Annotated in this window: 21 protein-coding genes; 15 read left to right on the forward strand and 6 right to left on the reverse strand. The window is 51.1% G+C overall.

Features of this window, described 5'->3' with window-relative positions; genetic code table 11:
• Positions 1-84: 84 nt before the first annotated feature.
• Positions 85-1,497, forward strand: a complete 1,413-nt coding sequence (gene gndA, locus AB4Z33_RS17755; protein WP_337098709.1) for an NADP-dependent phosphogluconate dehydrogenase — start codon at positions 85-87, stop codon at positions 1,495-1,497.
• 25 nt (positions 1,498-1,522) lie between these two features.
• Here the strand turns inward: gndA and AB4Z33_RS17760 are convergent, their stop codons facing one another.
• Positions 1,523-1,834: a hypothetical protein gene (locus AB4Z33_RS17760; RefSeq protein ID WP_442051188.1), complete on the reverse strand. Its 312-nt coding sequence runs from the start codon at positions 1,832-1,834 to the stop codon at positions 1,523-1,525.
• A gap of 149 nt (positions 1,835-1,983) precedes the next feature.
• On the opposite strand from AB4Z33_RS17760, the gene AB4Z33_RS17765 reads away from it, so the two are divergent.
• From AB4Z33_RS17765 to ptsP, 9 genes are all read left to right on the forward strand, one after another.
• Positions 1,984-2,514: a shikimate kinase gene (locus AB4Z33_RS17765; protein ID WP_442051189.1), complete on the forward strand. Its 531-nt coding sequence runs from the start codon at positions 1,984-1,986 to the stop codon at positions 2,512-2,514.
• A gap of 36 nt (positions 2,515-2,550) precedes the next feature.
• Complete coding sequence (gene aroA / locus AB4Z33_RS17770) at positions 2,551-3,846, forward strand: 3-phosphoshikimate 1-carboxyvinyltransferase (RefSeq protein ID WP_442051190.1); 1,296 nt, start codon at positions 2,551-2,553, stop codon at positions 3,844-3,846.
• 63 nt (positions 3,847-3,909) lie between these two features.
• Entirely contained in the window at positions 3,910-4,335 is a 426-nt protein-coding gene (locus AB4Z33_RS17775) for a CoA-binding protein (RefSeq protein ID WP_442051191.1), read from the forward strand.
• A gap of 143 nt (positions 4,336-4,478) precedes the next feature.
• Positions 4,479-5,177 carry a response regulator transcription factor gene (locus AB4Z33_RS17780; protein WP_442051192.1) on the forward strand — a complete coding sequence of 233 codons (699 nt, stop codon included), beginning with the start codon at positions 4,479-4,481 and terminating at the stop codon, positions 5,175-5,177.
• Positions 5,174-6,562 carry a HAMP domain-containing sensor histidine kinase gene (locus AB4Z33_RS17785; RefSeq protein WP_442051193.1) on the forward strand — a complete coding sequence of 463 codons (1,389 nt, stop codon included), beginning with the start codon at positions 5,174-5,176 and terminating at the stop codon, positions 6,560-6,562. The genes AB4Z33_RS17780 and AB4Z33_RS17785 overlap by 4 nt, the downstream gene beginning before the upstream one ends.
• 60 nt (positions 6,563-6,622) lie before the next feature.
• Positions 6,623-7,228: a PepSY domain-containing protein gene (locus AB4Z33_RS17790; protein WP_442051194.1), complete on the forward strand. Its 606-nt coding sequence runs from the start codon at positions 6,623-6,625 to the stop codon at positions 7,226-7,228.
• Positions 7,229-7,351: 123 nt separating this feature from the next.
• The gene (locus AB4Z33_RS17795; protein ID WP_442051195.1) at positions 7,352-8,008 is read left to right on the forward strand and encodes a PepSY domain-containing protein; all 657 of its coding nucleotides are present in this window, start codon (positions 7,352-7,354) and stop codon (positions 8,006-8,008) included.
• Between the two features lie 275 nt (positions 8,009-8,283).
• The gene (locus AB4Z33_RS17800; RefSeq protein ID WP_442051196.1) at positions 8,284-10,170 is read left to right on the forward strand and encodes a glucose PTS transporter subunit IIA; all 1,887 of its coding nucleotides are present in this window, start codon (positions 8,284-8,286) and stop codon (positions 10,168-10,170) included.
• Positions 10,167-11,909 (forward strand): phosphoenolpyruvate--protein phosphotransferase, encoded by a 1,743-nt coding sequence (gene ptsP, locus AB4Z33_RS17805; protein ID WP_442051197.1) that lies wholly within the window; start codon positions 10,167-10,169, stop codon positions 11,907-11,909. Before AB4Z33_RS17800 ends, ptsP begins: the two co-directional genes overlap by 4 nt.
• Here the strand turns inward: ptsP and AB4Z33_RS17810 are convergent.
• A complete protein-coding gene (locus AB4Z33_RS17810) occupies positions 11,906-12,436 on the reverse strand; it encodes a type 1 glutamine amidotransferase domain-containing protein (RefSeq protein ID WP_442051198.1) in 531 nt (176 codons plus the stop codon). The genes ptsP and AB4Z33_RS17810 overlap by 4 nt on opposite strands.
• Before the next feature lie 83 nt (positions 12,437-12,519).
• On the opposite strand from AB4Z33_RS17810, the gene AB4Z33_RS17815 reads away from it, so the two are divergent.
• The 4 genes from AB4Z33_RS17815 to AB4Z33_RS17830 all read left to right on the forward strand — a co-directional run bounded on the left by AB4Z33_RS17815 (position 12,520) and on the right by AB4Z33_RS17830 (position 15,422).
• Positions 12,520-12,951, forward strand: a complete 432-nt coding sequence (locus AB4Z33_RS17815; RefSeq protein WP_442051199.1) for a VanZ family protein — start codon at positions 12,520-12,522, stop codon at positions 12,949-12,951.
• 151 nt (positions 12,952-13,102) lie between these two features.
• The gene (locus AB4Z33_RS17820) at positions 13,103-13,516 is read left to right on the forward strand and encodes a hypothetical protein (protein WP_442051200.1); all 414 of its coding nucleotides are present in this window, start codon (positions 13,103-13,105) and stop codon (positions 13,514-13,516) included.
• A gap of 197 nt (positions 13,517-13,713) precedes the next feature.
• A complete protein-coding gene (gene ccpA, locus AB4Z33_RS17825; protein ID WP_442051221.1) occupies positions 13,714-14,718 on the forward strand; it encodes a catabolite control protein A in 1,005 nt (334 codons plus the stop codon).
• 5 nt (positions 14,719-14,723) lie between these two features.
• Positions 14,724-15,422 carry a 5'-methylthioadenosine/adenosylhomocysteine nucleosidase gene (locus tag AB4Z33_RS17830; RefSeq protein ID WP_442051201.1) on the forward strand — a complete coding sequence of 233 codons (699 nt, stop codon included), beginning with the start codon at positions 14,724-14,726 and terminating at the stop codon, positions 15,420-15,422.
• 155 nt (positions 15,423-15,577) lie between these two features.
• Here AB4Z33_RS17830 and AB4Z33_RS17835 read toward each other — a convergent pair whose 3' ends face one another.
• Both AB4Z33_RS17835 and AB4Z33_RS17840 read right to left on the reverse strand, forming a co-directional pair.
• Positions 15,578-16,759 (reverse strand): acetoin utilization protein AcuC, encoded by a 1,182-nt coding sequence (locus AB4Z33_RS17835; protein ID WP_442051202.1) that lies wholly within the window; start codon positions 16,757-16,759, stop codon positions 15,578-15,580.
• Positions 16,760-16,812: 53 nt separating this feature from the next.
• Positions 16,813-17,448 carry a GNAT family N-acetyltransferase gene (locus AB4Z33_RS17840; RefSeq protein ID WP_442051203.1) on the reverse strand — a complete coding sequence of 212 codons (636 nt, stop codon included), beginning with the start codon at positions 17,446-17,448 and terminating at the stop codon, positions 16,813-16,815.
• 247 nt (positions 17,449-17,695) lie between these two features.
• Here AB4Z33_RS17840 and acsA point away from each other — a divergent pair, with 247 nt between their 5' ends.
• Complete coding sequence (gene acsA, locus AB4Z33_RS17845) at positions 17,696-19,420, forward strand: acetate--CoA ligase (RefSeq protein ID WP_442051204.1); 1,725 nt, start codon at positions 17,696-17,698, stop codon at positions 19,418-19,420.
• A gap of 63 nt (positions 19,421-19,483) precedes the next feature.
• On the opposite strand, the gene AB4Z33_RS17850 is transcribed toward acsA, so the two are convergent.
• Positions 19,484-19,876, reverse strand: coding sequence for a VOC family protein (locus AB4Z33_RS17850; protein WP_442051205.1), 393 nt, complete (start codon positions 19,874-19,876; stop codon positions 19,484-19,486).
• Between the two features lie 138 nt (positions 19,877-20,014).
• Complete coding sequence (locus tag AB4Z33_RS17855) at positions 20,015-23,086, reverse strand: transglycosylase domain-containing protein (protein ID WP_442051206.1); 3,072 nt, start codon at positions 23,084-23,086, stop codon at positions 20,015-20,017.
• Positions 23,087-23,273 lie beyond the last annotated feature (187 nt).

Below are 23,273 nucleotides of genomic sequence, written 5' to 3' on the forward strand. Positions count from 1 at the left end.
TCCAAACGGTTTTCTTCTGCCAGCAAAAGGAGTAGAATAAAGTCATTGCAAAACAAATAAATAACAAAGGATGGACGAAACCAAATGTCGAAACAGCAAATTGGCGTAATTGGATTGGCAGTAATGGGCAAAAACTTGGCACTCAATATCGAGAGCAGAGGTTTCACGGTATCGGTGTTCAACCGTTCCCGCGAGAAAACAGACGATCTTGTACAAGAAGCAGCAGGCAAAAACCTCGTTCCTACTTATACGATCGAAGAATTCGTTCAATCGCTTGAAGTACCGCGCAAAATCCTGATCATGGTTCAAGCAGGAGCAGGCACAGACGCAACAATCGACTCGCTCGTTCCGCATCTGGAGCAAGGCGACATTATTATAGACGGCGGCAACGCTTATTTCCCTGACACCGTTCGCCGCAGCAAAGACCTTGAAGCCAAAGGCTTCCGCTTCATCGGCACGGGCGTTTCCGGCGGCGAAGAAGGCGCTTTGAAAGGCCCTTCGATCATGCCGGGCGGCCAAAGGTCCGCTTACGAGCTTGTAGAGCCAATCCTTACGGCTATCTCCGCGAAAGTCGGCGAAGACGCATGCTGCACATACATCGGACCAGACGGTGCCGGCCACTACGTGAAGATGGTTCATAACGGCATCGAGTATGGCGATATGCAACTGATCTGCGAAGCTTACGACCTGCTTAAGAACGTTCTTGACGTTAGCGCCGAAGAGCTCCACGAGATCTTCACGGAATGGAATAAAGGCGAGCTCGACAGCTATCTGATCGAGATTACGCGCGACATCTTCTCCAGATACGATGAAGAGACTGGCAAACCAATGGTAGACGTCATTCTTGACTCCGCTGGCCAGAAGGGTACTGGCAAATGGACAAGCCAAAGCTCGCTTGATCTTGGCGTACCTTTGTCGATCATTACGGAATCGGTATTCACACGCTTCCTGTCCGCTATGAAGGAAGAGCGCGTTGCAGCAAGCAAAGTGCTTAGCGGTCCTGCTAAGAAGCCTTTCCAAGGCGACAGAGCGGCATTCATCGAATCCGTTCGCAAAGCATTGTTCGCATCCAAAATTTGCTCGTACGCGCAAGGCTTCGCACAAATGCGCGCTGCTTCCGAAGAGTACGGCTGGGATCTTCGCTACGGCGACATCGCAATGATCTTCCGCGGCGGCTGCATCATCCGTGCTCGCTTCCTGCAAAACATCAAGGACGCATATGATCTTGATCCAGGCCTTCGCAACCTGCTCCTTGATCCTTACTTCAAGGAAATCGTCGAGTCGTACCAAGGCGCATGGCGTGAAGTTGTATCGATCGCAGTTGCTAACGGCGTACCGGTACCGGCTTTCGCAAGCGCGATCGCATACTTCGACAGCTACCGCACGGAGCGTCTGCCAGCTAACCTGCTGCAAGCGCAACGCGACTACTTCGGAGCGCATACGTTCAAACGCATCGACAAAGAAGGCACGTTCCACTACAACTGGATTCAATCCTAATCGTCAGCGCCCGCGCTGCGATCGATTACCTTGCTTTGTTCGAGTTGATGCCGTATGAGGCTTCCCTGAGCCAATCGCGTAATCGATCGGCTTCTTGATCGCAGTAATGCTTGCGGTTAATGAGGGACATAGCCACTTCGGCAAAGTAATGAAAGTTCTGTAACAAGCGTGGCTGCGAGAGATCCATTAAGGCGGGATCCTCGTCAGCCACCTTTTTTTTGATATATTGAAGCATCCATACGACATCTGAGCGGCATAACGGATGGTCGGGATCCATTATGCGGTCGATATGCGATTCGGTTCGGTGCGGCGGAGGTAAATCCAGCTTGCTATTCATCTCTAGCTTCACTCCTGTCCGGAAGTTATGCATCTTTAACATCCATACGGCATATGCAACTTTTTTATACCCTAGTATTCAAAAAAAATGATATGATGTTGTGGAATATGTGCGAAGATACAATGGTTATAAAGGGTGGATCAGCTACAATGGAACGGCAGCTTGGCAACAAATTGATTTTGGTCGGCTTTATGGGGACGGGTAAATCAACCGTCAGCAAACTGCTCGCCGGCCGCCTAGAATGGGAACGCGTTGATGTCGACGAGCAGATCGTAAGCAGAGCAGGACAAGCGATTTCGGATATCTTCGCCGAGAGCGGGGAAGAAGGCTTCCGGGATATCGAGTCGGATGTGCTTGCGAGCATACTGGCAGATGAGGCTTCATCGGTTGTAGCTACTGGCGGCGGAGCTGTGCTTCGCGAAGCGAATCGCAACCTGATGCTGGCATCGGGACTCGTCGTTGCTCTTAAGGCGGATGCTGCCCAGATTATTGACAGAGTTCAATCGGACGACGCTCGTCCGCTGCTTCAAGGAGATGCCGCAAGCCGGGTGAATACGCTGCTCGAGCAGCGGAAGCATGCGTATGACTTTGCGCATATCACCGTGGATACGACAAGCTTGACGGCAGACGAGGTTGTAGCCGCTATAATGGAACGTTGGGGCAACGGCAAGCAGCAGTAGAGGATACTATTATAGTAAAAGGAGATCATACGAACTATGGACGTGTTAGTGACACCTACTCCAAAGCTACAAGGGGAAATTCAAGCGCTTTCCTCCAAAAACTATACGACGCGCTACTTGCTGGTAGCCGCGCTTGCTGAAGGAACAAGCACGATTTATTATCCCGCGCATAGTGAGGACAGCGATGCGATGCGCCGCTGTATCCGCGATCTTGGCGCTATCGTGGAAGAGGATGACGAGAAAATCGTCATTACCGGCTTCGGCCGCAATCCGAAGCCTGCCGAGCAGCTTGATGTAGGCAATGCGGGAGCGGTGCTTCGTTTCTTGATGGCAATCGCGGCGCTATGCCCTGACGTTACGTTTATTAACCGATACCCGGACTCGCTCGGCAAGCGTCCGCACGATGATCTGATCGAATCGCTGAGCTCGATGGGCGTTAAGATTGATCATAACGAAGGCAAGCTGCCGATTCGCATTCAAGGCGGCAAGCCGAAGGGCGGCCACATTCAAGTATCCGGCAATATTAGCTCGCAGTTCCTTAGCGCGTTGCTATTCCTTACTCCATTGCTTGAGGAAGACAGCGAGATTGAAGTGCTTCATGACTTGAAGTCGAAAGTCGTTGTAGGCCAGACGCTGGAAGTGTTGGAGCAGGCAGGAATCGTTATCCATGCCGACGAGGACTACATGCGCTTCCGCGTTCCCGGCAACCAAAGCTATGCGGCGAAGACGTACTCCGTGCAAGGCGACTACCCGGGCTCGGCTGCGATTCTGGCTGCTGCTGCGGTTACGGAATCCGACGTGATCGTACATCGTCTCGAAGAGCGCAGCAAGCAGGGCGAGCGCGCAGTCGTGGATGTACTTAAGATGATGGAGACTCCTCTGACTCATGAGAACGGCATCGTTCATGTGAAGGGCAACGGCAAGCTGAAGGCCGTTGAATTCGATGGTGACCACGCAACCGACGCTGTACTTGCGATGGTAGCGGCTGCCGTATTCGCAGAAGGCACATCGCGCTTCTATAATGTAGAGAACTTAAGATACAAGGAATGCGACCGCATAACCGACTACTTGAATGAGCTGCGTAAAGCAGGAGCGAACGTCGAGGAGCGTCAAGCGGAAATTATCGTGCACGGACGTCCCGAAGGCGTTGAGGGCGGCGTGGAGATTAATGCGCATTACGACCATCGCGTAATTATGGCGCTTACGATTGTAGGCTTGCGCTCGAAAGAGCCGATCCGCATTCGTGACGCGCATCATGTCGCTAAGTCTTATCCGATTTACTTCGACCATCTGAAGGCGCTTGGCGCGAACGTAGAATGGATTGAAGCGTAAAGGGCGCAAGAATTCGGTTATTCGAACTTACAGCAATTCAATATGATGAATTGAGGTGCGGCAATGGCCTATCAACATCCGTCTCGCGAGGAAATCAAGTCGATTCTGAAGGGAAGTACAACAATTGCAGTTGTCGGGCTGTCCGATAAGCCTGACCGTGTATCGTATATGGTATCCGAGGCGATGCAAGCCAAAGGGTATACGATTATTCCGGTGAACCCGAACGCGGAATCGATTCTCGGTCAGAAGAGCTATGCTAGTCTTAAAGAGATTCCCGTGCCCGTCGATATCGTGAACGTCTTCAGACGGAGCGAGCATACGCCGCCAGTRGCTGAAGAAGCCGTTGCGATCGGGGCGAAGACGTTGTGGCTGCAGCTTGGCATCGCAAGCGAGGAAGCAGCTTCCATTGCAGAAGCAGGCGGCCTGAATGTCATTATGGATCGTTGCATTAAGGTAGAGGATTCCATCCTTCTTCCAGACGGCAAATAATAATACGGTACAAAGAGCTTTTTAACCGCACTTCGGTTAAAAAGCTTTTTTGTTGTGTCCTTACCGGACCGGCAGGTTAGACGAGCACGACTCTTTCCGCTATGCTTATAAAATAAAATAGTAATGCTGGGAGGGAATTGCCAGTGAGCGATACGATACTGATTGTAGAGGACGAGCGCCGGATCGCCCGTTTGCTGCAAATCGAGCTCGAGAGCGAAGGGTACGGGGTAAGGCTTGCGCCAGATGGCGTGGAGGGCTGGGCAGAATATAAGGCAGGGGGAATCGCCCTCATTTTGCTCGATGTGATGCTTCCAGGGATTAGCGGAATTGACCTGCTGCAGCGTATTCGCGCTGTGGATGCAAACACTCCCGTCATTATGCTCACTGCCAAGAGCGCATTATCGGATAAAGTAACCGGTCTTGATCTGGGCGCTAATGATTATATGACGAAGCCGTTCGAGATGGAGGAGCTGCTCGCCCGCATTCGCGCAGCCTTGCGCAAAGCTGCCGGGCAAGTCACGGGGGACCAGCAGCCCGGCCAGTGGATGACGGCGTCCGATCTCCGGTTGAACGAAAGCACGCGCGAGGTGGAGCGGGCCGGGCAGTCGATTACACTTACTCAGCGGGAGTTCGACCTGCTAGCCTATTTGCTTCGCAACAAAAAACTGGTCTTAAGCAGAGATCAGCTGCTCGCCGAGGTATGGGGTTATGATTATGCGGGCAATACGAATGTCGTGGATGTTTATATCCGCTATGTACGCAAAAAAATAGACGAAGGCTATGATACGGAGCTTATCCATACGGTGCGGGGCATCGGCTATTGCATTAAGGACGCGACATGAAGCTGCGAAGCAAAATACATCTGTATTCGTCGGTATTGTTCACGGTGCTGCTGCTGCTTGCCAATGCAACGGTATACACCATGTTCTCTTCCATGATGCTGGAGCGCGAGCTGAACAATCTCGCGGCGGAAACCCGCCAGTCGGCAACTGCATTACGTCAGGCAGACCACAATGCTGCATTAGTGGAGCTGCTTCGCGCATACGTGCCGCTTAACGGCATGCTTAGGTGGGTGCCTGAAGGGGCGGACGGCGGCGGAACGCTCGTTACTTCAGCCTCGGAAACAGATTTAAGCCGCCAAGCGGCTGTATATTCCAGCGAGCAGAAGCAGCATCGATTGAATATCGCGGGCAAAAGCTACGGCTTCGTGTCCATTCCGGTTATCGGAGGGGATGGGGCGGTTGCGAACGTGCAGGCGACGGCGAGTCTCGAGGAGCTTAAGGAGCTGCTGCGGATATTGCGGCTTGTGCTGATCAGCGTTTCGGCAGCGGTGCTGATACCTGTGCTCGTTTCCAGCGTCGTATTAGGCAAGGTGCTGATGCGTCCTATTTCTGCTATGACGAGAACGATGCGTCAAATTGCCCGCAGCGGCGAGTTCGTCAAGCTGAAGCAGCAGGGACGCTCCCGCGACGAGCTCGTGGAAATGGGAGAAACGTTCAATGAGATGATCGGGCTGCTGGAGGAAAGCTTTGCGAAGCAGGAGCAATTCGTGTCTAACGCTTCGCACGAGCTGAAGACGCCGTTAACGATTATCGAAAGCTACGCCAGTCTGCTCAAGCGAAGAGGACTTGATCGGCCGGAGCTGTTCGAGGAATCGATTGAAGCGATCCATTCCGAAGCCGTGCGAATGAAAGGGATGACGGAACAGCTGCTGCTGCTCGCGACGTCCCGGCGGGAGTGGAAGGTGGAACGGGAGCCGCTGGAGCTGCTGCCGTTCGCCGAGCAGACCGCCGAGTTTTTCCGCAGCGCATATAAGCGCGATGTCCGGGTGGCAGCGCTGGATCTTGCTGACGTGACGGTTAGCACGGATCAAGACATGCTTAAGCAGATTCTTTTCATTTTGTTGGACAACGCTCGCAAATACAGCAGCGAGATGATTCAACTTGAGGTGGGACGCGTGCAGAATGCCGGGTATATACGAGTGAGGGATCATGGAATCGGGATTCCTGCAGAAGATCTCAAGCAAGTATTCGAGCGCTTCTATCGCGTCGATAAAGCCCGCAGCCGGGATCAGGAGCCGGTGGGAGGCGCAGGGCTCGGCTTGTCGCTTGGCAGGGAGCTTGCGCACGCCATTAGCGCCGAGCTTGTGCTGGAAAGCGTGCCTAGCATTGGCACGACGGCAACAATCGTCATTCCTATCCAGGCGTCAGCCGGTCGTTCTCAGTAAATTGTAAGAAAAGGGAGCTAGAATAGACGGTATAAAGGAACGACTGGAGGGATGGATTGCATGAATTACGCAAAATGGCGGCTCGGTACAGCGGCAGCAGCCGTCATCGTTATTGTTGCCGCTGCAGCGATTTATTTGGTGGTCCGGGCCGATAGCTCGCCCGAACTTACGCTAGCTGCGGCCGAGGAGGAGGTACTCGGACAATATTCGGGTGAGATCGTTGGAAGCAAACCGTTAGGCGAAGGGTACGCGATCCAGCTCCGATCAACGCAAGGTTTGTATGAGCTGACAGTCGAACCGGCGGGTATTGCCGCTATTCGAACGTTGGAACGCTACGGCATTGAAGAAGGGGGCGCGTCTCCGGAACCGGGTTCGCCCGAACCGTCGCTTTCGCCTCCGCCAACGGCGACGCCTAAGCCGACTCCTCCTCCACCTGCAAGCAGTCCGTCAACCAATCCGTCCATTCTGATTACCGAGCAGAAGGCAACCGAGCTGGCTCTGGGCAAAATTCCTGGCAGGGTCAAGGATATCGACATGGAGCAAGAGGGCGGAAAGTGGTACTATTTCGTGGAAATCGAAAACAAAGACGGACGTGAAGCGGACGTACAGCTGAATGCCGCTTCCGGTAAGGTCGTATCTGTAACTTGGGACGACGATGACGACTAGCTTTATCATCAAATTCTAATGTTTCTGTAATGGTTCTCTTAGATTGCGGGTGTAAGTTATAGATGTAGCAGCAAGAGCCGGCAACGGTTCGCAATCAGAGAATGGTAAAGGAGATGTTAGAGTATGATGAATAGAAAAATCTGGATGATCGGATTGGGACTTATCGTGGCGCTAGGAGGGGCGAGCGCGGCCGTGGCTGCCGAAGGGGCAACTTCCTATATCGGCAAGACCAAGGCGAAGCAAATCGTCTTAAACGCAGCTCCAGGGACCGTGACGGATATTGAATTGGAGCGTGAACGCAACACGGTGTACTACGAGGTGGACATCGACCGCAAGGACACCTTCCAGGAAGTGGATGTCCATGTAGATGCGGCAACCGGTAAAGTGCTGAAGGTTAAAAACGATGACGATGATGCTCCGCGTACTACGGTTGCACCAACAACGTCGCCGACAACAGCACCGTCAACAGCACCGTCAACAGCACCGACAAGTGCTCCGTCAGCCGAATCGGCATCGACGACGATTACGAAAGAACAAGCCGGCAAGCTGGCTCAGCAGAAGGTGAAAGGCGAAGTCATCCGGGTGGAGACAGATTGGGATGACGGCATCAAGAAATTTGAAGTCAAGCTAAGAACAGCTGCAGGAAGGGCAGAAGTGGACATTGCAGCCGCAACAGGCAAGGTACTGGATGTCGATTACGATAATGATGATGACGACAATGACGATGACGATGATTACGATTCTGATGATGACAAGCATGATGACGACGATCGTGATTAATCCCATGGATCAAGCGCGAGTACCGAGGCTGACGAAACCTCAGGTGCTTGCGTTTTTTTTGACGTATAGGAAAGTATATGATTTTGCACATACGTTCTCTATACGTTTCGACGAAGCGTTGGCGTCCATAGATAGGACGCCGCTAGGAATGATTTCAAACAGCTAGACTAAAGAGAGGCGGGTTTTGTTTTGACAAAACGGACATATGCGCTTAACATCGTAATAGACATTTTGGTTCCATATCACAATAGACGCAAACGGTTAGGGGGTGCGTAATGATCTCCATTGGGAGCTTTCAACAGCTCGGCAGAGCGATCATGCTGCCGATGGTTGTGCTGCCTGCGGCAGCTATATTTTTAAGCTTAAGCACGCTGCCATGGGATATGGTCGGGATGCCCGGCATGTCCGGCTATTTGCAAGCGGCGAGCGAAGCTGTATTTATGTTTTTGCCTTACATATTTGCCGTCGGCATCGCGCTGGGCATGACAGGCAATGCGTTGTCGGCCGGTATGGCTGCCCTTGTTGGGATGTTTATTTACGAAGGGATTACGGGCTCCGTAGAAGCGCAGATTGAGCCGACCGTGCTCATCGGCACCCTTATAGGCGTGGCATCGGGTTTAAGCCATGCACAGTTCAAAAATCTTAAGCTGCCTGAGTACATACAGTTTTTTGGCGGTCCTCGGTTCGTACCGCTGTTCGTCAGCTTTATTTCKCTTCTGTTCTCAATAGGAATGGTCGGTGTAGCTCCTTATTTGCAGCAGTTACTGATTGATCTTGGCGACATCGTTGCCTCAGGCGGCGGATTCGGCGTGTTCTTGTACGGCTTCGTTCATCGAATACTCGTCGTATTCGGCCTGCACCATCTCGTCAGCCATGTGTTCTGGTTCCAGATTGGCGGCTATGAGACAGCAACAGGCGAGATGGTCTATGGCGATTTGCCGCGTTTCTTCGCCGGCGATCCAACGGCCGGATCATTCATGGCGGGTATGTACCCTACGATGATGTTCGCATTGCCTGCGATTGCGTTCGCGATCATTCATGAAGCGCGCGAGGATTTGAAACCGAAAATCCGCAAAACGTTTATGTATGCGGCATTGTCTTCTTTCTTGACAGGGGTTACCGAGCCTGTCGAATTCGCTTTCTTATTCGTAGCGCCGTACTTGTACGTCGTTCATGCGATTCTGTCGGGCGTTATTATGTGGGTAACGTATGAGTTAGGCATTAAACACGGCTTTTCGTTCTCGGGCGGCGCGATCGATTACCTTATTAATGAACATTTGGCTACGCGCGGGTGGCTGCTCATTCCGATTGGCATCGTCGTTGGTTTGGTTTATTATTTTCTGTTCCGCTGGGCGATTCGGAGATTCCGCATTCCAACGCCGGGACGCGAGGAAGGGTCGCAGCTCGATGAATGGGCAGGCGATATTCCTTACCGCGCGCCGCTCATTCTCCAAGCGATCGGCGGCAAGCAAAATATCGTGCAAATGGAGTCCTGCATTACTCRCCTGCGGCTTAAAGTATCAAACGAGAGGCTAATAGATACGAACGCACTGCGCAATCTCGGCGCGGCAGGCGTTATCAAGCTTGGAGGAGGGCATGTTCAAGTCGTCTTCGGGACCTATTCCGAGCTTATACGCGAGGAAATGAACAAGACGATCCAGCGCGATCAGGCGCAAATCTTGTTCAATTCCCCGATGCAGGGCAGAATGATTCCGCTCGAGGAAGTGCCAGATCCAATCTTCGCCGGCAAGCTTGTCGGACAAGGGGTGGCCTTCATTCCCGACCGAGGGGAGCTCGTATCGCCGGTCAAGGGTGTCGTCATTCACATTTATCCGACGATGCACGCCATAGGCATCAAGACTGGGGAAGGACTTGAGGTGCTGCTTCATATCGGTATCGATACGTCGAAGCTTGCTGGCAAGTCGTACTTCAACGCTGTCGTGAAAGAAGGGGACGAGGTTACGCCGGGCATGCTGCTTATCCGCTTCGATCTGCAGCGCGTTAAGAAGGAGAGCAAGTCGCTTGCAACTCCAATGGTCATTACGAACTCCGATCTCGTACACTCCTGGCGCTTTGCGCCGTTCAAAGCGGTGAAGAAAGGTCAGTCTTCGGTGATGTCGGTTGTACTTAAAGAGAGAAATGGTGGAGGGGAAGCACAATGATTCAAGGAATAGGAGCGTCAGCAGGCATTGCGATCGGGAGAGCGTTCGTGCTGCCTAATTGGGAGTGGGAGCTTCCGGAGCAAAAAATTGACGTTGCCGATTTTGCGCGGGAGTTCGAGCGTGTATATGAAGGCATTCGGACGTCCAAAGTCGAAATCGAGCAAATCAAGGATGAGCTTCGAGAGGTTGTCGGTTCGGAGGAGACGCATATATTTGACGCGCATCTCGCTATTTTGGACGATCCTGTATTCATGAATGAAATTCAAGGCATCATCCAGCGCCAATACAAGGCGGCTGAAGTTGCTGTGAAGGAAGCGATCGATCATTTCGTGACGATGTTCGATCTGCTGGACGATGAATATATGAAGGAACGCGCGCTGGACATTAAGGATGTCGGCAACCGGCTGCTCAAGCACTTGTTAGGCGCACCGGAAATTACGCTTCCTTCCGACACGCAGCCATTTATTCTGATAGCGAAGGAGCTGTCCCCTTCACAGCTCGCTCATATTAATCCACAGCATGTGCTTGGCATTGTGACGCTGCAAGGCAGCACGACTTCCCATTCTGCCATAATGGCGCGAGCGCTAGGCGTTCCGCTAGTCGTTGGCGTCGAGATCTCTTTAGAGGAGCCGCTTCAGACCGGTCAGACAATCATAATCGACGGTAGTGACGGCAAAGTATTCATGGAGCCGACGCAACAAATTATTGAGACCTACACGCAGCTGCACAGCCGGCAGAAGGAGGCGAAGAAGAAGCTTCATAACATTGCTGGACATCGCCCGATGACGCCGGACGGCAAGACGCTGGAGCTTGCTGCTAACATCAGCTCCCTCAAGGAGCTGGAGATTGCGATGGCAAGCGGGGCGCATGGCGTTGGTTTGTTCCGAACCGAATTTCTATACATGGACCGCAATCGATTCCCAAGAGAAGATGAGCAGTTCGACGTATATAAAGGTGTAGCCGAGAAGTTGGCAGGAGATGCGCTCGTCATTCGAACGCTCGATATCGGCGGCGACAAGCAGCTTGATTATTTCGAGCTTCCGGAAGAGGACAATCCGTTCCTTGGCTATCGTGCGATTCGTATATCGCTTGATCGGCAGGACTTGTTCAAGACACAGCTTCGAGCGATTCTTCGAGCGAGCCATTACGGTCAGGTGAAGCTGATGTACCCGCTTATTTCCTCGGTCGACGAAGTAAGAGCGGCGAATGCCATACTGGAACAAGCGAAGCGGGAGCTGGAGCAGGAAGACATCCCATACGATAAAGAAATTAAGATCGGGATTATGATTGAGGTTCCTGCAGCGGTCATGATAGCCGACATGCTCGCGAAGGAGGTTGACTTCTTCAGCATCGGAACGAATGATCTCGTTCAATTCACGTTAGCGGTCGATCGGATGAACGAGGAAATTTCACATCTGTATGAGCCATTCCATCCTGCGCTGCTTCGAATGCTGATGTTGACTGTAGACGCGGCAAAGCGCAATGGAATCAAAGTAGGCGTATGCGGTGAACTGGCGGGGGATTTGCGGGCGCTGCCGATATGGCTAAGCCTAGATGTCGAGGAACTGAGCATGTCCTCGCACTCGATCTTGCCTGTGAAGGAGAGACTGCTCAGCACGACGCAGAATGAGAGCCGCGAGGTGCTCCATCAGGTGCTGGAATGCCGCACAAGCAATGAGATTATTGATGTGCTGACTCGTTTCATGGAACGTGTGGACGTAAAGACAGCGAATGGTTAACCCATTCGCTGCTCTAATGCGTCTACGAAAGCCTTTGCGTATTCCGGCAGATCCGGCGGACGTCTGGCCGATATGAGATTGCCATCGACAACGACGGCTTCATCATACCAGGTCGCGCCTGCGTTCTCCATATCGTCGCGAATGCCCGGAGTCGACGTGACTTTGCGTCCTTCGAGTATTTTGGCAGAGATGAGCACCCAGCCGGCGTGGCAGATTTGTCCGATCGGCTWATTTTGCGCATTTAGCTCTTGTACAAGCTGGAGCACCTTCGGATAACGGCGGAGCTTATCCGGCGCCCATCCGCCAGGAACGAGCAAGCCGATGATATCTTCGCTGCTCACCTCATCGAACGAGAGGTCGGCAACAGCGGGAACGCCATACTTGCCGATATGCTTCTTGCCCTTCTCGGGTCCAGCATAGAGCACCGTTGCTCCGGCTTCACGGGCGCGATATACCGGATACCACAATTCCAAATCTTCAAATTCATCATCCAGCAAGCAAATGACCGTCTTATTATGTAAGGACATTTCGATTTTCCCCTCCAACGTGTACGTTTAACCATCTCTATTATTGTAGCGAAGGAGTTTCAATGAAGCAAACAGAACAAATAATGATGCAGACTCAACGGCGTATTTCCATTTATCGATTTATTCCCGCTTTCCTTTGGATGGCGATTATCTTTATATTATCCTCACGAACAGGCGAACAGCTGGATACCGTGCTTCCGCTGTTTCAGAAGCTGTTCCCATTCATGGATAATTTCAATTGGGGTCACTTTGTTTCCTACTTTTTGCTTGCCATGCTGCTCGACTATGGTTTTGGACGCCGCTCGGAGCTTTTATCCTACAAGCTGCTCGTGATCTTATTATGCGGCTTATACGGCATTACTGATGAGTATCATCAGTCATTCGTTGGAGGCCGGATGCTTGATCCGCATGACCTAAGGAACGACCTAATTGGAGCAACTATATGGGTTGTTATCGGGTTACTGCCGCCCGTGAAGCGGTTAAGATCGAAGTTGTCCAGAGCGAATAGTCAATAGGCTGGCGATTAACGCTTGTTGCCTGCTGTAGTAAAAATTACATAGACGACACAAGAAGGATTTTTTGCGAAAAAGGTCRAATTACCTATCTATCTCTTTGTGCCTAGATTTCTACTTAGGCTCAAGCTGCCATGAGAAGGAGTGGACCACTTTGCAAAAGCGGTGTCATTGCGGCGACATTATGACGATGAAGCTGCGAACAGTTATATTTTCCGGAAAAGTAGAAATTGATAACGTTCCGATATTCTCCTGCACGATATGCAACCGGAGCGAGGTTATTCCCGAGGTTAAGCCCGATTTGACTGGACTAATCGCCCAGCTAGGGGCAGAACCCGATAAGCAAACGTTTTTGTTTAACGAATGCAATGAATGGGCAAGTTTGTTAGTAGAAGCGAAATCCTATAAGCAGCATACGGATCGCAGCGCGGTCGAGCGCCTCTTCGAGGAGCGCGTCAATCAATTGCTAGATCTATATTTGCTTGCGCAAACGCTGAAGGACGAAGCATGGATTCAAGATTTGGATAAGCGGTTGAAACAGCTTAGCCGCCGCACGCTTCTTACATAACGGTACAACGACTGCACTTTTAGCCAGATCTACCCGGGTGGGCGATGTGTAATTAAATCGTTCATACGGCTATTTTACTTACACCGTAAGCGTAAACGATAAGCGTTAACATTGCGAAAAGTAATATTTTGTCGTATCATTACTGTAATATGCGGCGTACGTAACAATAAAAATCTGAGCTAATGGAGAGAAGGACCGTGACTGTAACCATTTATGATGTAGCAAGAGAAGCAGGAGTATCCATGGCAACGGTTTCTCGGGTTGTGAACAACAATCCTAACGTAAAGCCTGCAACACGCAAGAAGGTATATGAGGCGATTGAACGGCTAGGATATCGTCCGAATGCGGTCGCACGCGGATTGGCAAGCAAGAAGACGACAACGGTAGGCGTCGTCATCCCCGATATATCGAATGCTTTGTATGCAGAGGTAGCCAGGGGCATAGAAGATATAGCTAATATGTATCATTATAATATTATTTTGGCTAATGCGGACAAGAAGAAGGACAAGGAGATTCGCGTTATCAATACGCTGCTAGAGAAGCAAGTCGACGGTTTGCTGTTTCTAGGAGCGCCTGTAACCGAAGAGCACTTGCAAGCGTTCAAGACGGCCAATGTGCCAATCGTGCTATGCGCGACTACGGATGAGAGCGGACAAGTTCCATCGGTAGACATTAATCACGAGAACGCTGCTTTCGACGCAGTCATGAGCTTGGTTGGGAAAGGCCACAAGCGCATTGCGATGATTAGCGGAACGCTGCAAGACCCGGCTAACGGCTATGCTCGTTTCCAAGGATATAAGCGCGCGCTGGAAACTTCCGGCATTCCATATGACGATTCACTCGTTCGAATCGGCAACTATCGTTATGAGTCCGGTGCTGACGCAATGAAATATTTCATTGAGCTTTCTGAACGTCCTACGGCCGTATTTTCAGCTACGGATGAGATGGCGATCGGCGCTATTCATGCGATTCAAGATGCGGGACTGAAAGTGCCTAACGACTTCTCCGTTATTAGCGTGGACAATAGCCGTATGGCTTCAATGGTAAGACCGCAGCTAACAGCTGTAGCTCAGCCTATGTATGATATTGGCGCAGTATCGATGCGTTTGCTTACGAAGCTGATGAAGAAGGAAAACGTGGAACAATCTCAAGTGGTTTTGCCTCATGAAATGGTTGTGCGTCAATCAGTTGGAGGAATTTAATAGAAATGCCGTTTAACAAAATCGGAATTATTGGCGCTATGGTTGAAGAAATTGAATTGCTGCATAAGCATACGGAAGTAGCTTCCGAGGTGACGAAGGCAGGGATTACGTATTACGAGGGCAAACTGCACGGCAAGGAAGTTATCTTCTGCAAGTCGGGTGTAGGTAAAGTGAATGCCGCCGTATGTACGCAAATTTTGCTTGATCTCGGTGCAGACTGTGTGTTGTTCACAGGCGTTGCAGGCGCGGTTGATCCCAGGCTTAACATCGGCGATATCGTCGTATCGACAACCAGCATTCAGCACGATATGGATTGCTCGCCGCTTGGCTTTGCTAGGGGCACGATACCTTTCCATAACCGTTCGGAGTTTCCTGCCGACGACAGATTGATCGAGCTTGCTGTATCGGCTAGCGATCGTCATTTCCCAGGCCGCAGTCTAAAGGGAATCGTATTGTCTGGCGATCAGTTCATTGCAAGCCGCGAGGCGGTCAAGCTGCTGCATGAGACGTTCGATGGCGCATGTGCAGAGATGGAAGGCGCGTCCGTTGCGCAAGTTTGCGACATGAATGGGATCCCATATGTCGTCATTCGTTCCATGTCGGACAAGGCCGATGGATCTGCTCATGTGAATTTTGCGCAATTTACGATTCAAGCCGCCAATAACTCGTACCAGATCATTGATGAGATGGTCAAGCATATGTAATTATTATGATTAGACACATAAGCACCCGCCAGTTGATCGCTTTCGATCGACCGGCGGGTGCTTTTTAATTATCTCCCTTAGAGCTGTATCAGCCTTTTGATTGGAATTTCTAAATTGCATGAGATACAGGCAAAACATAATTCTATTAAATAGTTCTACAAATCCTGAATGGCAATTTGCTGCGTCACGCGATTTTTGAGTGTAATTTCTTCACGTCGCGGAATAGGCGGGATGTGCGTCAGATCATCCAACCAGTGTGAAGGAAGCTCATGCGGACATGAAGATGACCAGTGCTCCAGCCAATCCGCTGGCAGTTGCGGCATTGTAAGAGTGTCTTGGAGCTCTGTCGTTACAGGATGCTCGGTCATCGTCAGCCACACGAGCGCCCAAGCTCTTGGAACGACACGCCATATATCGTAACCTCCGCCGCCAAGCGCAACCCACTTGCCGTTCGTATAATCATGCGCGAGCTCATGAATGATGGCCGGGATTTCCCGATAGATGCGCATGCTGCAATGCATATGGGAGAGAGGATCATAGGCGTGAGCGTCGCAGCCATGCTGGCTGATGATGACATCCGGCTTATGAGCGGCAATGACTTTGCGAAGCGTCACATTAAAGCTCTCCAGCCATGAGTCATCTTCGGTATAGGGCTCGAGCGGCACATTGAAGCAAGCGCCAAAACCGCTATCCGCGCCTTTCTCATGAACGAAGCCCGTTCCCGGGAACAGGAAACGCCCGGTTTCGTGAATCGAATAGGTGCATACGTCCTGATCGGCATAGAATACCCACTGTACGCCGTCGCCATGATGGACGTCCGTATCGATGTAGAGCACTCTTGCGCCGTATGTACGGCGTATATGTTCGATTGCGATGGCGGCGTCATTGTAGACACAGAAGCCCGATGCGCGCTCAGGGAAGGCGTGATGCAAGCCTCCAGCGAGGTGGAACGCATGAAGCGACTGTCCGCTCATGACGGCATCAGCAGCGGCTACGGAGCCGCTAACGATCGCAGAAGCGGCTTGATGAATGCCGGCAAAGAACGGGGTGTCTTCGGTTTGCAGACCGTATTTCTCGGCAAGCGTGTCGCTATTATCGACAGATGCGCTTAATTTCGTAACGGCGTCCACGTAATCCTGCCTATGCACTAACGCAAGAAGCTCCTCATTTGCGCTTAGATGGGGCTGCCTGATTTGATCGTCCGTCAACGCGCCCATTCGTCTCAGCAGATCAATCGTCAATGTAAGACGCATCGGATCAAAGGGATGCTCCTCTCCGAATTTATAGTTCTCGGAACCCGGATGGTGAAAAAATATTGCGTTTGCTTTTGAAGACATTCCCCTTATAGCCTCCTAGAAAGGTTAAGCCTATATCTTAAGCTCTAACCGTGTTAGTACATGAATCGCTGACGGAACCGGACGCGGTCGAATTGTTCAACGGAGCTTAGCGGCACTTCCTTGCCGATCTTCACCATTAGACAGTTAGCAGGGTGGGAGCAAATCTCGGGATCATCCGTTGCGAACCAGATCATGCCTACCGACTTCATCAGCTTCTCCATCATATTGCGATATTCCCATACATTAAGCTTCGTACCCTCTAAGTCCCAATGCCAATAATATTCGGTTGTAAATACAATCATATTGTCCAGCTGTTCTTCAGCAAAAGCGAGATTTATCATCTTCTTGCCGAGTCCATACGAGCGGTAATCGTCAGCAACCTCAATCGCGCCGAGCTCGATTAGGTCGTKCATCCCGCCCTCAGACCAGCGCTCAAGCTCATCTGCATAATGGAATGTTACATAACCGACAATTGTATCTGCTTCCCGTACGAGTATAATTCGTCCCTCGTCAAGCGCTGCGATTTCTACCAAAGCCTCATGCTGGTCGCGCGGCCTTCTGAACGCGTCAAGCGCAGGATGCATAACGAGCTGTGCAACTTGCTCAGGCGGTACAGGACCTTCAATGACAAGCTCACGATTGCCAGGCAGCTCGATACGCTCATGCTGCAACCGTTTTCGATGTTCCAAAGCAAATCCCCCTTTCGTCTACTCATGCAGCCCGTGCTCAAGGCGATGCTCTATTAATGGTTATAACAAACATTGCGGGAAATGAAAAGCATAGTCGAGATGAAAAAGGTTATGCTATAATAGTTGTGGCGGTTAAATGCCATACGAATCGTTTAGGTTAGTCGGCTTGTTTGCCTGCAAGAATAGACTACTTTATGAAAGCGTATTCTATGGTAACAATAGACAGATTTGATGGGAGAGTGATAGAATGATCAACTTGCATCAAGAGCGTATTCCAGCAACGGCGACAAATGCGAATTTGACGAACTATGAGGATGCGGCAGCTAACTTTAGATGGGAACAAATCGAAAGTCAATTCAGCTGGTATTCAACTGGCAAAGTAAACATGGGTTATGAAACGATAGATCGTCATGTGGAGCAGGGCAAAGGAAGCAAAATCGCGCTTCACTACAGCGACAACGACCGCGATGAGTCCTACACGTATGAGGATCTTAGCAAGCAGTCGAATCGATTCGCGAATGTGCTTCGGAAGCATGGCATAACGAAAGGCGAGCGTGTATTTATTTTCATGCCTAGAACGCCTGAATTATATTTCAGCGTGCTCGGCGCGCTGAAGGTGGGTGCAATCGTTGGACCGCTGTTCGAAGCATTTATGGAGACAGCTGTAAAAGATAGACTGCAAGACAGCGAAGCAACGGCAATCGTTACGACTCCTTCCTTGCTTGGACGGATCAAACGCGAGGAGCTGCCTGCGCTTAAACATATTTTCGTATTCGGCAACGACGTACAAACGGAAGACGGCATACTGGATTTTGCCGCTGAGATGAGCCAAGCCTCGGAGGAAGCTGAGATCGAATGGCTTGATCGAGAAGATGGTCTGATCCTGCATTATACATCCGGATCAACCGGCAAGCCGAAGGGTGTATGTCATGTTCAGAACGCAATGATTCAGCATTATTATACGGGCAAGATCGTACTTGATTTGAAAGAAGACGATGTCTATTGGTGTACAGCGGATCCAGGCTGGGTAACGGGCACTTCGTACGGCATCTTCGCTCCGTGGTTGAATGGCGCTACAATCGTCATTCGCGGCGGCCGCTTCAGCCCTGGCGACTGGTACGGCGTCATTCAGAAGTATGGCGTAACCGTATGGTATAGCGCTCCGACGGCCTTCCGGATGCTTATGGGGGCTGGCGATGACGTCGTAACACAATACGATCTATCCAGCCTGCGTCATGTCTTGAGCGTTGGCGAGCCGCTTAATCCAGAGGTTGTCCGCTGGGGGATGAAAGTATACGGCCAGCGTATTCATGATACGTGGTGGATGACGGAAACAGGCGGTCAGCTAATCTGCAACTACCCGAGCATGGATATTAAGCCTGGCTCCATGGGCAAGCCAATTCCAGGTGTATCAGCCGCGATCATTGACGACAACGGCAATGAAGTGCCGCCGTATCGCATGGGTAATCTGGCTATACGCACTCCATGGCCTTCGATGATGCGCAAGATTTGGAACAACCCGTCCAAATACGAGGAATACTTCCGCTTGGAAGGCTGGTATGTATCAGGAGACTCCGCTTATATGGACGAAGACGGTTACTTCTGGTTCCAAGGACGGATTGATGACGTTATTAATACGTCCGGCGAGCGGGTAGGACCTTTCGAGGTCGAGAGCAAGCTGGTCGAGCACCCAGCGGTAGCGGAGGCAGGCGTAATTGGTAAGCCTGACCCGATGCGCGGCGAGATTATTAAAGCGTTTATCGCCTTGCGCGAAGGTTACGTCGCTTCCGAAGAGCTTAAGAAAGAAATCTCGCAATTCGTTAAGGTTGGCTTGTCCGCTCACGCGGCTCCGCGCGAGATTGAGTTCAAGGATAAGCTTCCGAAGACGCGAAGCGGCAAGATTATGCGCCGTGTGCTGAAGGCTTGGGAGCTCAACTTGCCGACTGGCGATTTATCTACAATAGAGGACTAATCTTATAATGAACGAAGGCGGTGCAGGAAAGATCCTGCGCCGCCTTCATTTGTTCTGTACAGTTTACCGCTGGAACAGCTCGATCCGCTCGTTGTCAGGGCCGCTGACGAAGAAGTAGCGGTAACCATTCGGCAAAGTCGTAATATCCTCATCAACGAATGGAACTTCCAGCAGCTTCAGACGCTCGAACTCCGCCTCAATATCGTCCACCTTGACCGCAAAGTGATGCACCTTGCCTTCGATCGGCAGATCGCCGTTGTAGCCTTGAATGAGCTCCAGATCGGTTTCGTCCGAATGTCCGAACCCCAGGAATGCAAGCTGGATTACGCCATTTGTATGCGGGACGCGGCCCTTCTCCTCAAATCCGATTACTTCCGTATAGAATCGGATGGAGGCTTCGATATCTTTAACCATTACGCCTACATGATCGATACGTTTATTAGTCAAAACAACCATTCCTTTCATTTGTTATTCGAATTAATTCTGCTCTATGTTAACGATCTATTTCTCAGCTGTCAAGTCGGGATTGTATAATTAAAGTAAAAACGGTATCCCGCTGCAAGCCAATGGCTGAGGGGATACCGTTTCTTATCGCTAATTAACAACGATGATTTGAGAAGGTGCGGATTGGCCGCTTGCGTTCTCAGAGGTTACGTAGAATGCGCCAGTTACGAGTACATCGATATACTCGAACTGCGATTCGCTAGTGGAGCCGATTAAGGAATACTGTCCGTTGTTGCCCGGACTATGGTAGATATGGTACTGCGTAACTTGATCCGATACGGAGTTCGGCGTCCAGCTAAGCGTGACGCTAACTTCGTTCTTGTTAGCTTGCAAGCCTTCCGGAGCAGCTGGAGCATTGCCGCTAGGCTGCTCTGTACCGCCGCCAGGCTCTTCGCCGCCTTCCCCAGGGCCAGTAGGCAGCTCAGGAATGGCTGGGGCGTCACCGTAATGAACCATCAAGCTAGGCTGAGATTCGTTGCCTACGACATCGACAGAGGTAACATAGAAGCTGTAGCTATGCGCGTTCGACGCGTATAGCTTCGCCTTGTACTCGTTGCCGGCAGGTATCGATTCGCCCTCTTTCGTAGGCGCGTTACCGTCAATTGCTTTGTACACACGGTAGCCGACAACATCCTTCGCTGCACTATCGGTGAACGTTAGAATGAGCACGCCGTCGGCTTGATTTAGCCTTACATTGCTCGGAGGCGGAGGCGCTGCGCCATCGTCTACACGAGGATCGGGTTTGGATGGCGCGTCATTAGCCGCATCCTTCGGCAAGTAGACCGACATCGGCCGTCTGCTCTTCGCAGGAAGCTTCGCTTGCGCTGCGTTGATCTCATCCATTAGCGCATCAAGCGGTTTCTTGCGCTTGACAACGATTTGCTCCTTCAGCATATCGAGCGGAGTAGCCGGATTCGGCACATAGTTGACGCCTTCATAGGTTATGAAAGCCATCTTCACAAGTGATTCGTCAACCGCCTTCGGCACATATTTTTTGTTGAACCAGTCGGTTACAAGCATGCCTGCTTCTTTCGTCAATTGAGAAGGAAGCAATCCGCTTGCGCTGGATACAGTAGCCTTCACAATGCCGTCCGGTTTATTGAACTTATCCGTAACGAGCAGCTCAGGTTTCTTTTCTACAAGCTGATCCATAATCTTTGCCCAGATTGCCCGAGCGCGTTTCTTGCCTTCGGTCGAGAGAGAGTTGATCTGCTCCTCGTAGCCCGCCCATACGCCGAGCGTAACGTCCGGCGAGAAGCCCATGAACCATACATCGCCGTAGCTTTGCGTTGAGCCTGTTTTGCCGGCAATCGGAATGTCGCCGTAATGCTCGAACTGAGAGGTCAGACCATGACCTGAGCCCGATGGGCTGGAAATGACGGTCGACAGCATATCTGTAATAAGGAACGCGCTTTGCTCGGAGAATACGCGTTCAGGCTTTGCCTCGTGCTCATAGACGATTTTACCTTCAGCATCGGTAATTTTCTCGATCATGTATGAATCATTGTATATGCCGTTGTTCGGGATAGAGCCGTAAGCGTTCGTAAGCTCCTCCACCGAGACACCGACGCTGAGACCGCCGATTACGCCTGTCTGAGCGCCAGCGTCCTCCGGCTGAAGCGTAGTAATGCCAAGCTTCTTGACGAACGCCCAAGCGTTCTCGATCTTAAGCTCTTCGTTAAATATTTTTAGCGCTGGTATGTTCATCGATTTGTTAAGCGCTTCACGCGCCGTTACAAGTCCGGAGAACTTCTTATCGACGTTCATCGGGATATGGAAGCCCTTTTGATAGTCTTTCATGACGATCGGCGAGTCATCGATAATGCTGGCCGGTTGAATAATGCCTTGCTCAATCGCAGGCAGGTAAGCAGCGATCGTCTTCATCGTTGAACCCGGCTGGCGAGTCATTTGAGTAGCGTAGTTCATTTGCTCTTCATAAAAATCGCGACCTTCAAGCATGCCGAGAATGGCGCCAGTCTTATGATCCAGCATGACGGCAGCAACTTGTTCAAGGCCTTTCTCTTCGCTATAAGGCGTGAAGTTCTCCTCATTGGAGCCGATCTCGCGCATAAACTTGTAAATATCTTTATCAATCGTGGTGTATACTTTGTACCCGCCGCGAAGCAGATGATCTCTTGCTTCTTCAAGCAATTGCGGGTTTTCCTTCAGGTCTGCCTTCGTCAAGTCCGGGTCTTGCTGCATGAGCATAATTTCCGCGGCTTGGCGCTCGGCTTCCAGCATGAGATATGGATAAGTCGTATAAGCTTTCTCGCTTGGCGCAGCAAGCGTCTTGCGAACGTCGAAGGCGAGCGCTTCGTCATATTGCTGCTGATCGATGCGTCCAGTCTCGAGCATGCGGCGAAGCACCATTTGCTGGCGCTCGATGGCTAGCTTGATGCCTTCTTCGTTGTATTGCCCTTTGCCCGTGTATGCCGTATAAGCGGACGGGCGCTGCGGCAAGCCTGCGAGATAGGCGGCCTGCGCGATATTAATTTGATTCAGATCGGTAATGTTGAATATCCCTTTGGCTGCAGCCTTAATCCCGAATACTTGATAACCGCTCGAACCGTTGCCGAAAGGCATCTTGTTCAAGTAAGCGGCCAATATTTCCGGTTTCGTCAAATATCTTTCCATACGGAGAGACAAGAAGATTTCTTTGATCTTCCGGCTGTCGGTTTTGTCCAAGCTCAGAAATACGCGTCGTGCGAGCTGCTGCGTCAGCGTACTGCCGCCTGTCTGTGTTTCCTCGTTCAGAAGCTTCTGCTTGACCGCACGGCCGAGGCCGTTAATATCTACGCCGTAATGCTCGAAGAAGTTGTTGTCTTCAATAGCGAGCAGGGCGTCTATTACTTGCGGAGGCAGATCCTCATATTCGACGATCATACGGTCTTCGTCGGTACGAAGCTGCCCGACAAGCGAATCATCATTAAAATAAACATAACCGGTGAGCGAGTTCTCCCCGACTCTCTCCTCGATGACGGTACGGGGCCGGACCTCTTCGTTTTTGACGAGAGCAGCCACATAGCCGGTTACGGCTCCGCCTGCTAACAAGCCGATGAATATGCCGAAATATACCATCCATTTTACAGTTATAAAAGTTACGATTCCGAATGTTCGCCATTTGCTTCGTTTCGTTGGCGCCGGCTGACGATCTTCTTGCATCTTTTTAATTCCCCCTCCAAAATAGCAAGTCCATTATAACATAAAACACCAATAGAAGCAGGTACTAACCGTATGGTCATATATATTCGTTATCTCATTGACGTATCGGGGGGCTAAAATGTTTTGCTTAAACGTGAAATTCAGCAATAATCAGCCTGAGACCGTAAAAACTGCTGTAAACGGAGCA

This window comes from Paenibacillus sp. 2TAB19, assembly GCF_052115185.1.
In the GTDB taxonomy this organism is placed as follows: domain Bacteria; phylum Bacillota; class Bacilli; order Paenibacillales; family Paenibacillaceae; genus Pristimantibacillus.

What these genes read in the sequence shown, in the direction of transcription:
- ptsP (WP_442051197.1), top strand. Translation starts at nt 10,167, where the DNA reads ATGATTCAAGGAATAGGAGCGTCAGCAGGCATTGCGATCGGGAGAGCG.
- AB4Z33_RS17760 (WP_442051188.1), bottom strand. Translation starts at nt 1,834, where the DNA reads ATGAATAGCAAGCTGGATTTACCTCCGCCGCACCGAACCGAATCGCAT.
- AB4Z33_RS17850 (WP_442051205.1), bottom strand. Translation starts at nt 19,876, where the DNA reads ATGGTTGTTTTGACTAATAAACGTATCGATCATGTAGGCGTAATGGTT.
- AB4Z33_RS17835 (WP_442051202.1), bottom strand. Translation starts at nt 16,759, where the DNA reads ATGTCTTCAAAAGCAAACGCAATATTTTTTCACCATCCGGGTTCCGAG.
- AB4Z33_RS17790 (WP_442051194.1), top strand. Translation starts at nt 6,623, where the DNA reads ATGAATTACGCAAAATGGCGGCTCGGTACAGCGGCAGCAGCCGTCATC.
- aroA (WP_442051190.1), top strand. Translation starts at nt 2,551, where the DNA reads ATGGACGTGTTAGTGACACCTACTCCAAAGCTACAAGGGGAAATTCAA.
- AB4Z33_RS17795 (WP_442051195.1), top strand. Translation starts at nt 7,352, where the DNA reads ATGATGAATAGAAAAATCTGGATGATCGGATTGGGACTTATCGTGGCG.
- AB4Z33_RS17785 (WP_442051193.1), top strand. Translation starts at nt 5,174, where the DNA reads ATGAAGCTGCGAAGCAAAATACATCTGTATTCGTCGGTATTGTTCACG.
- acsA (WP_442051204.1), top strand. Translation starts at nt 17,696, where the DNA reads ATGATCAACTTGCATCAAGAGCGTATTCCAGCAACGGCGACAAATGCG.
- AB4Z33_RS17765 (WP_442051189.1), top strand. Translation starts at nt 1,984, where the DNA reads ATGGAACGGCAGCTTGGCAACAAATTGATTTTGGTCGGCTTTATGGGG.
- AB4Z33_RS17855 (WP_442051206.1), bottom strand. Translation starts at nt 23,086, where the DNA reads ATGCAAGAAGATCGTCAGCCGGCGCCAACGAAACGAAGCAAATGGCGA.
- AB4Z33_RS17815 (WP_442051199.1), top strand. Translation starts at nt 12,520, where the DNA reads ATGATGCAGACTCAACGGCGTATTTCCATTTATCGATTTATTCCCGCT.
- gndA (WP_337098709.1), top strand. Translation starts at nt 85, where the DNA reads ATGTCGAAACAGCAAATTGGCGTAATTGGATTGGCAGTAATGGGCAAA.
- AB4Z33_RS17830 (WP_442051201.1), top strand. Translation starts at nt 14,724, where the DNA reads ATGCCGTTTAACAAAATCGGAATTATTGGCGCTATGGTTGAAGAAATT.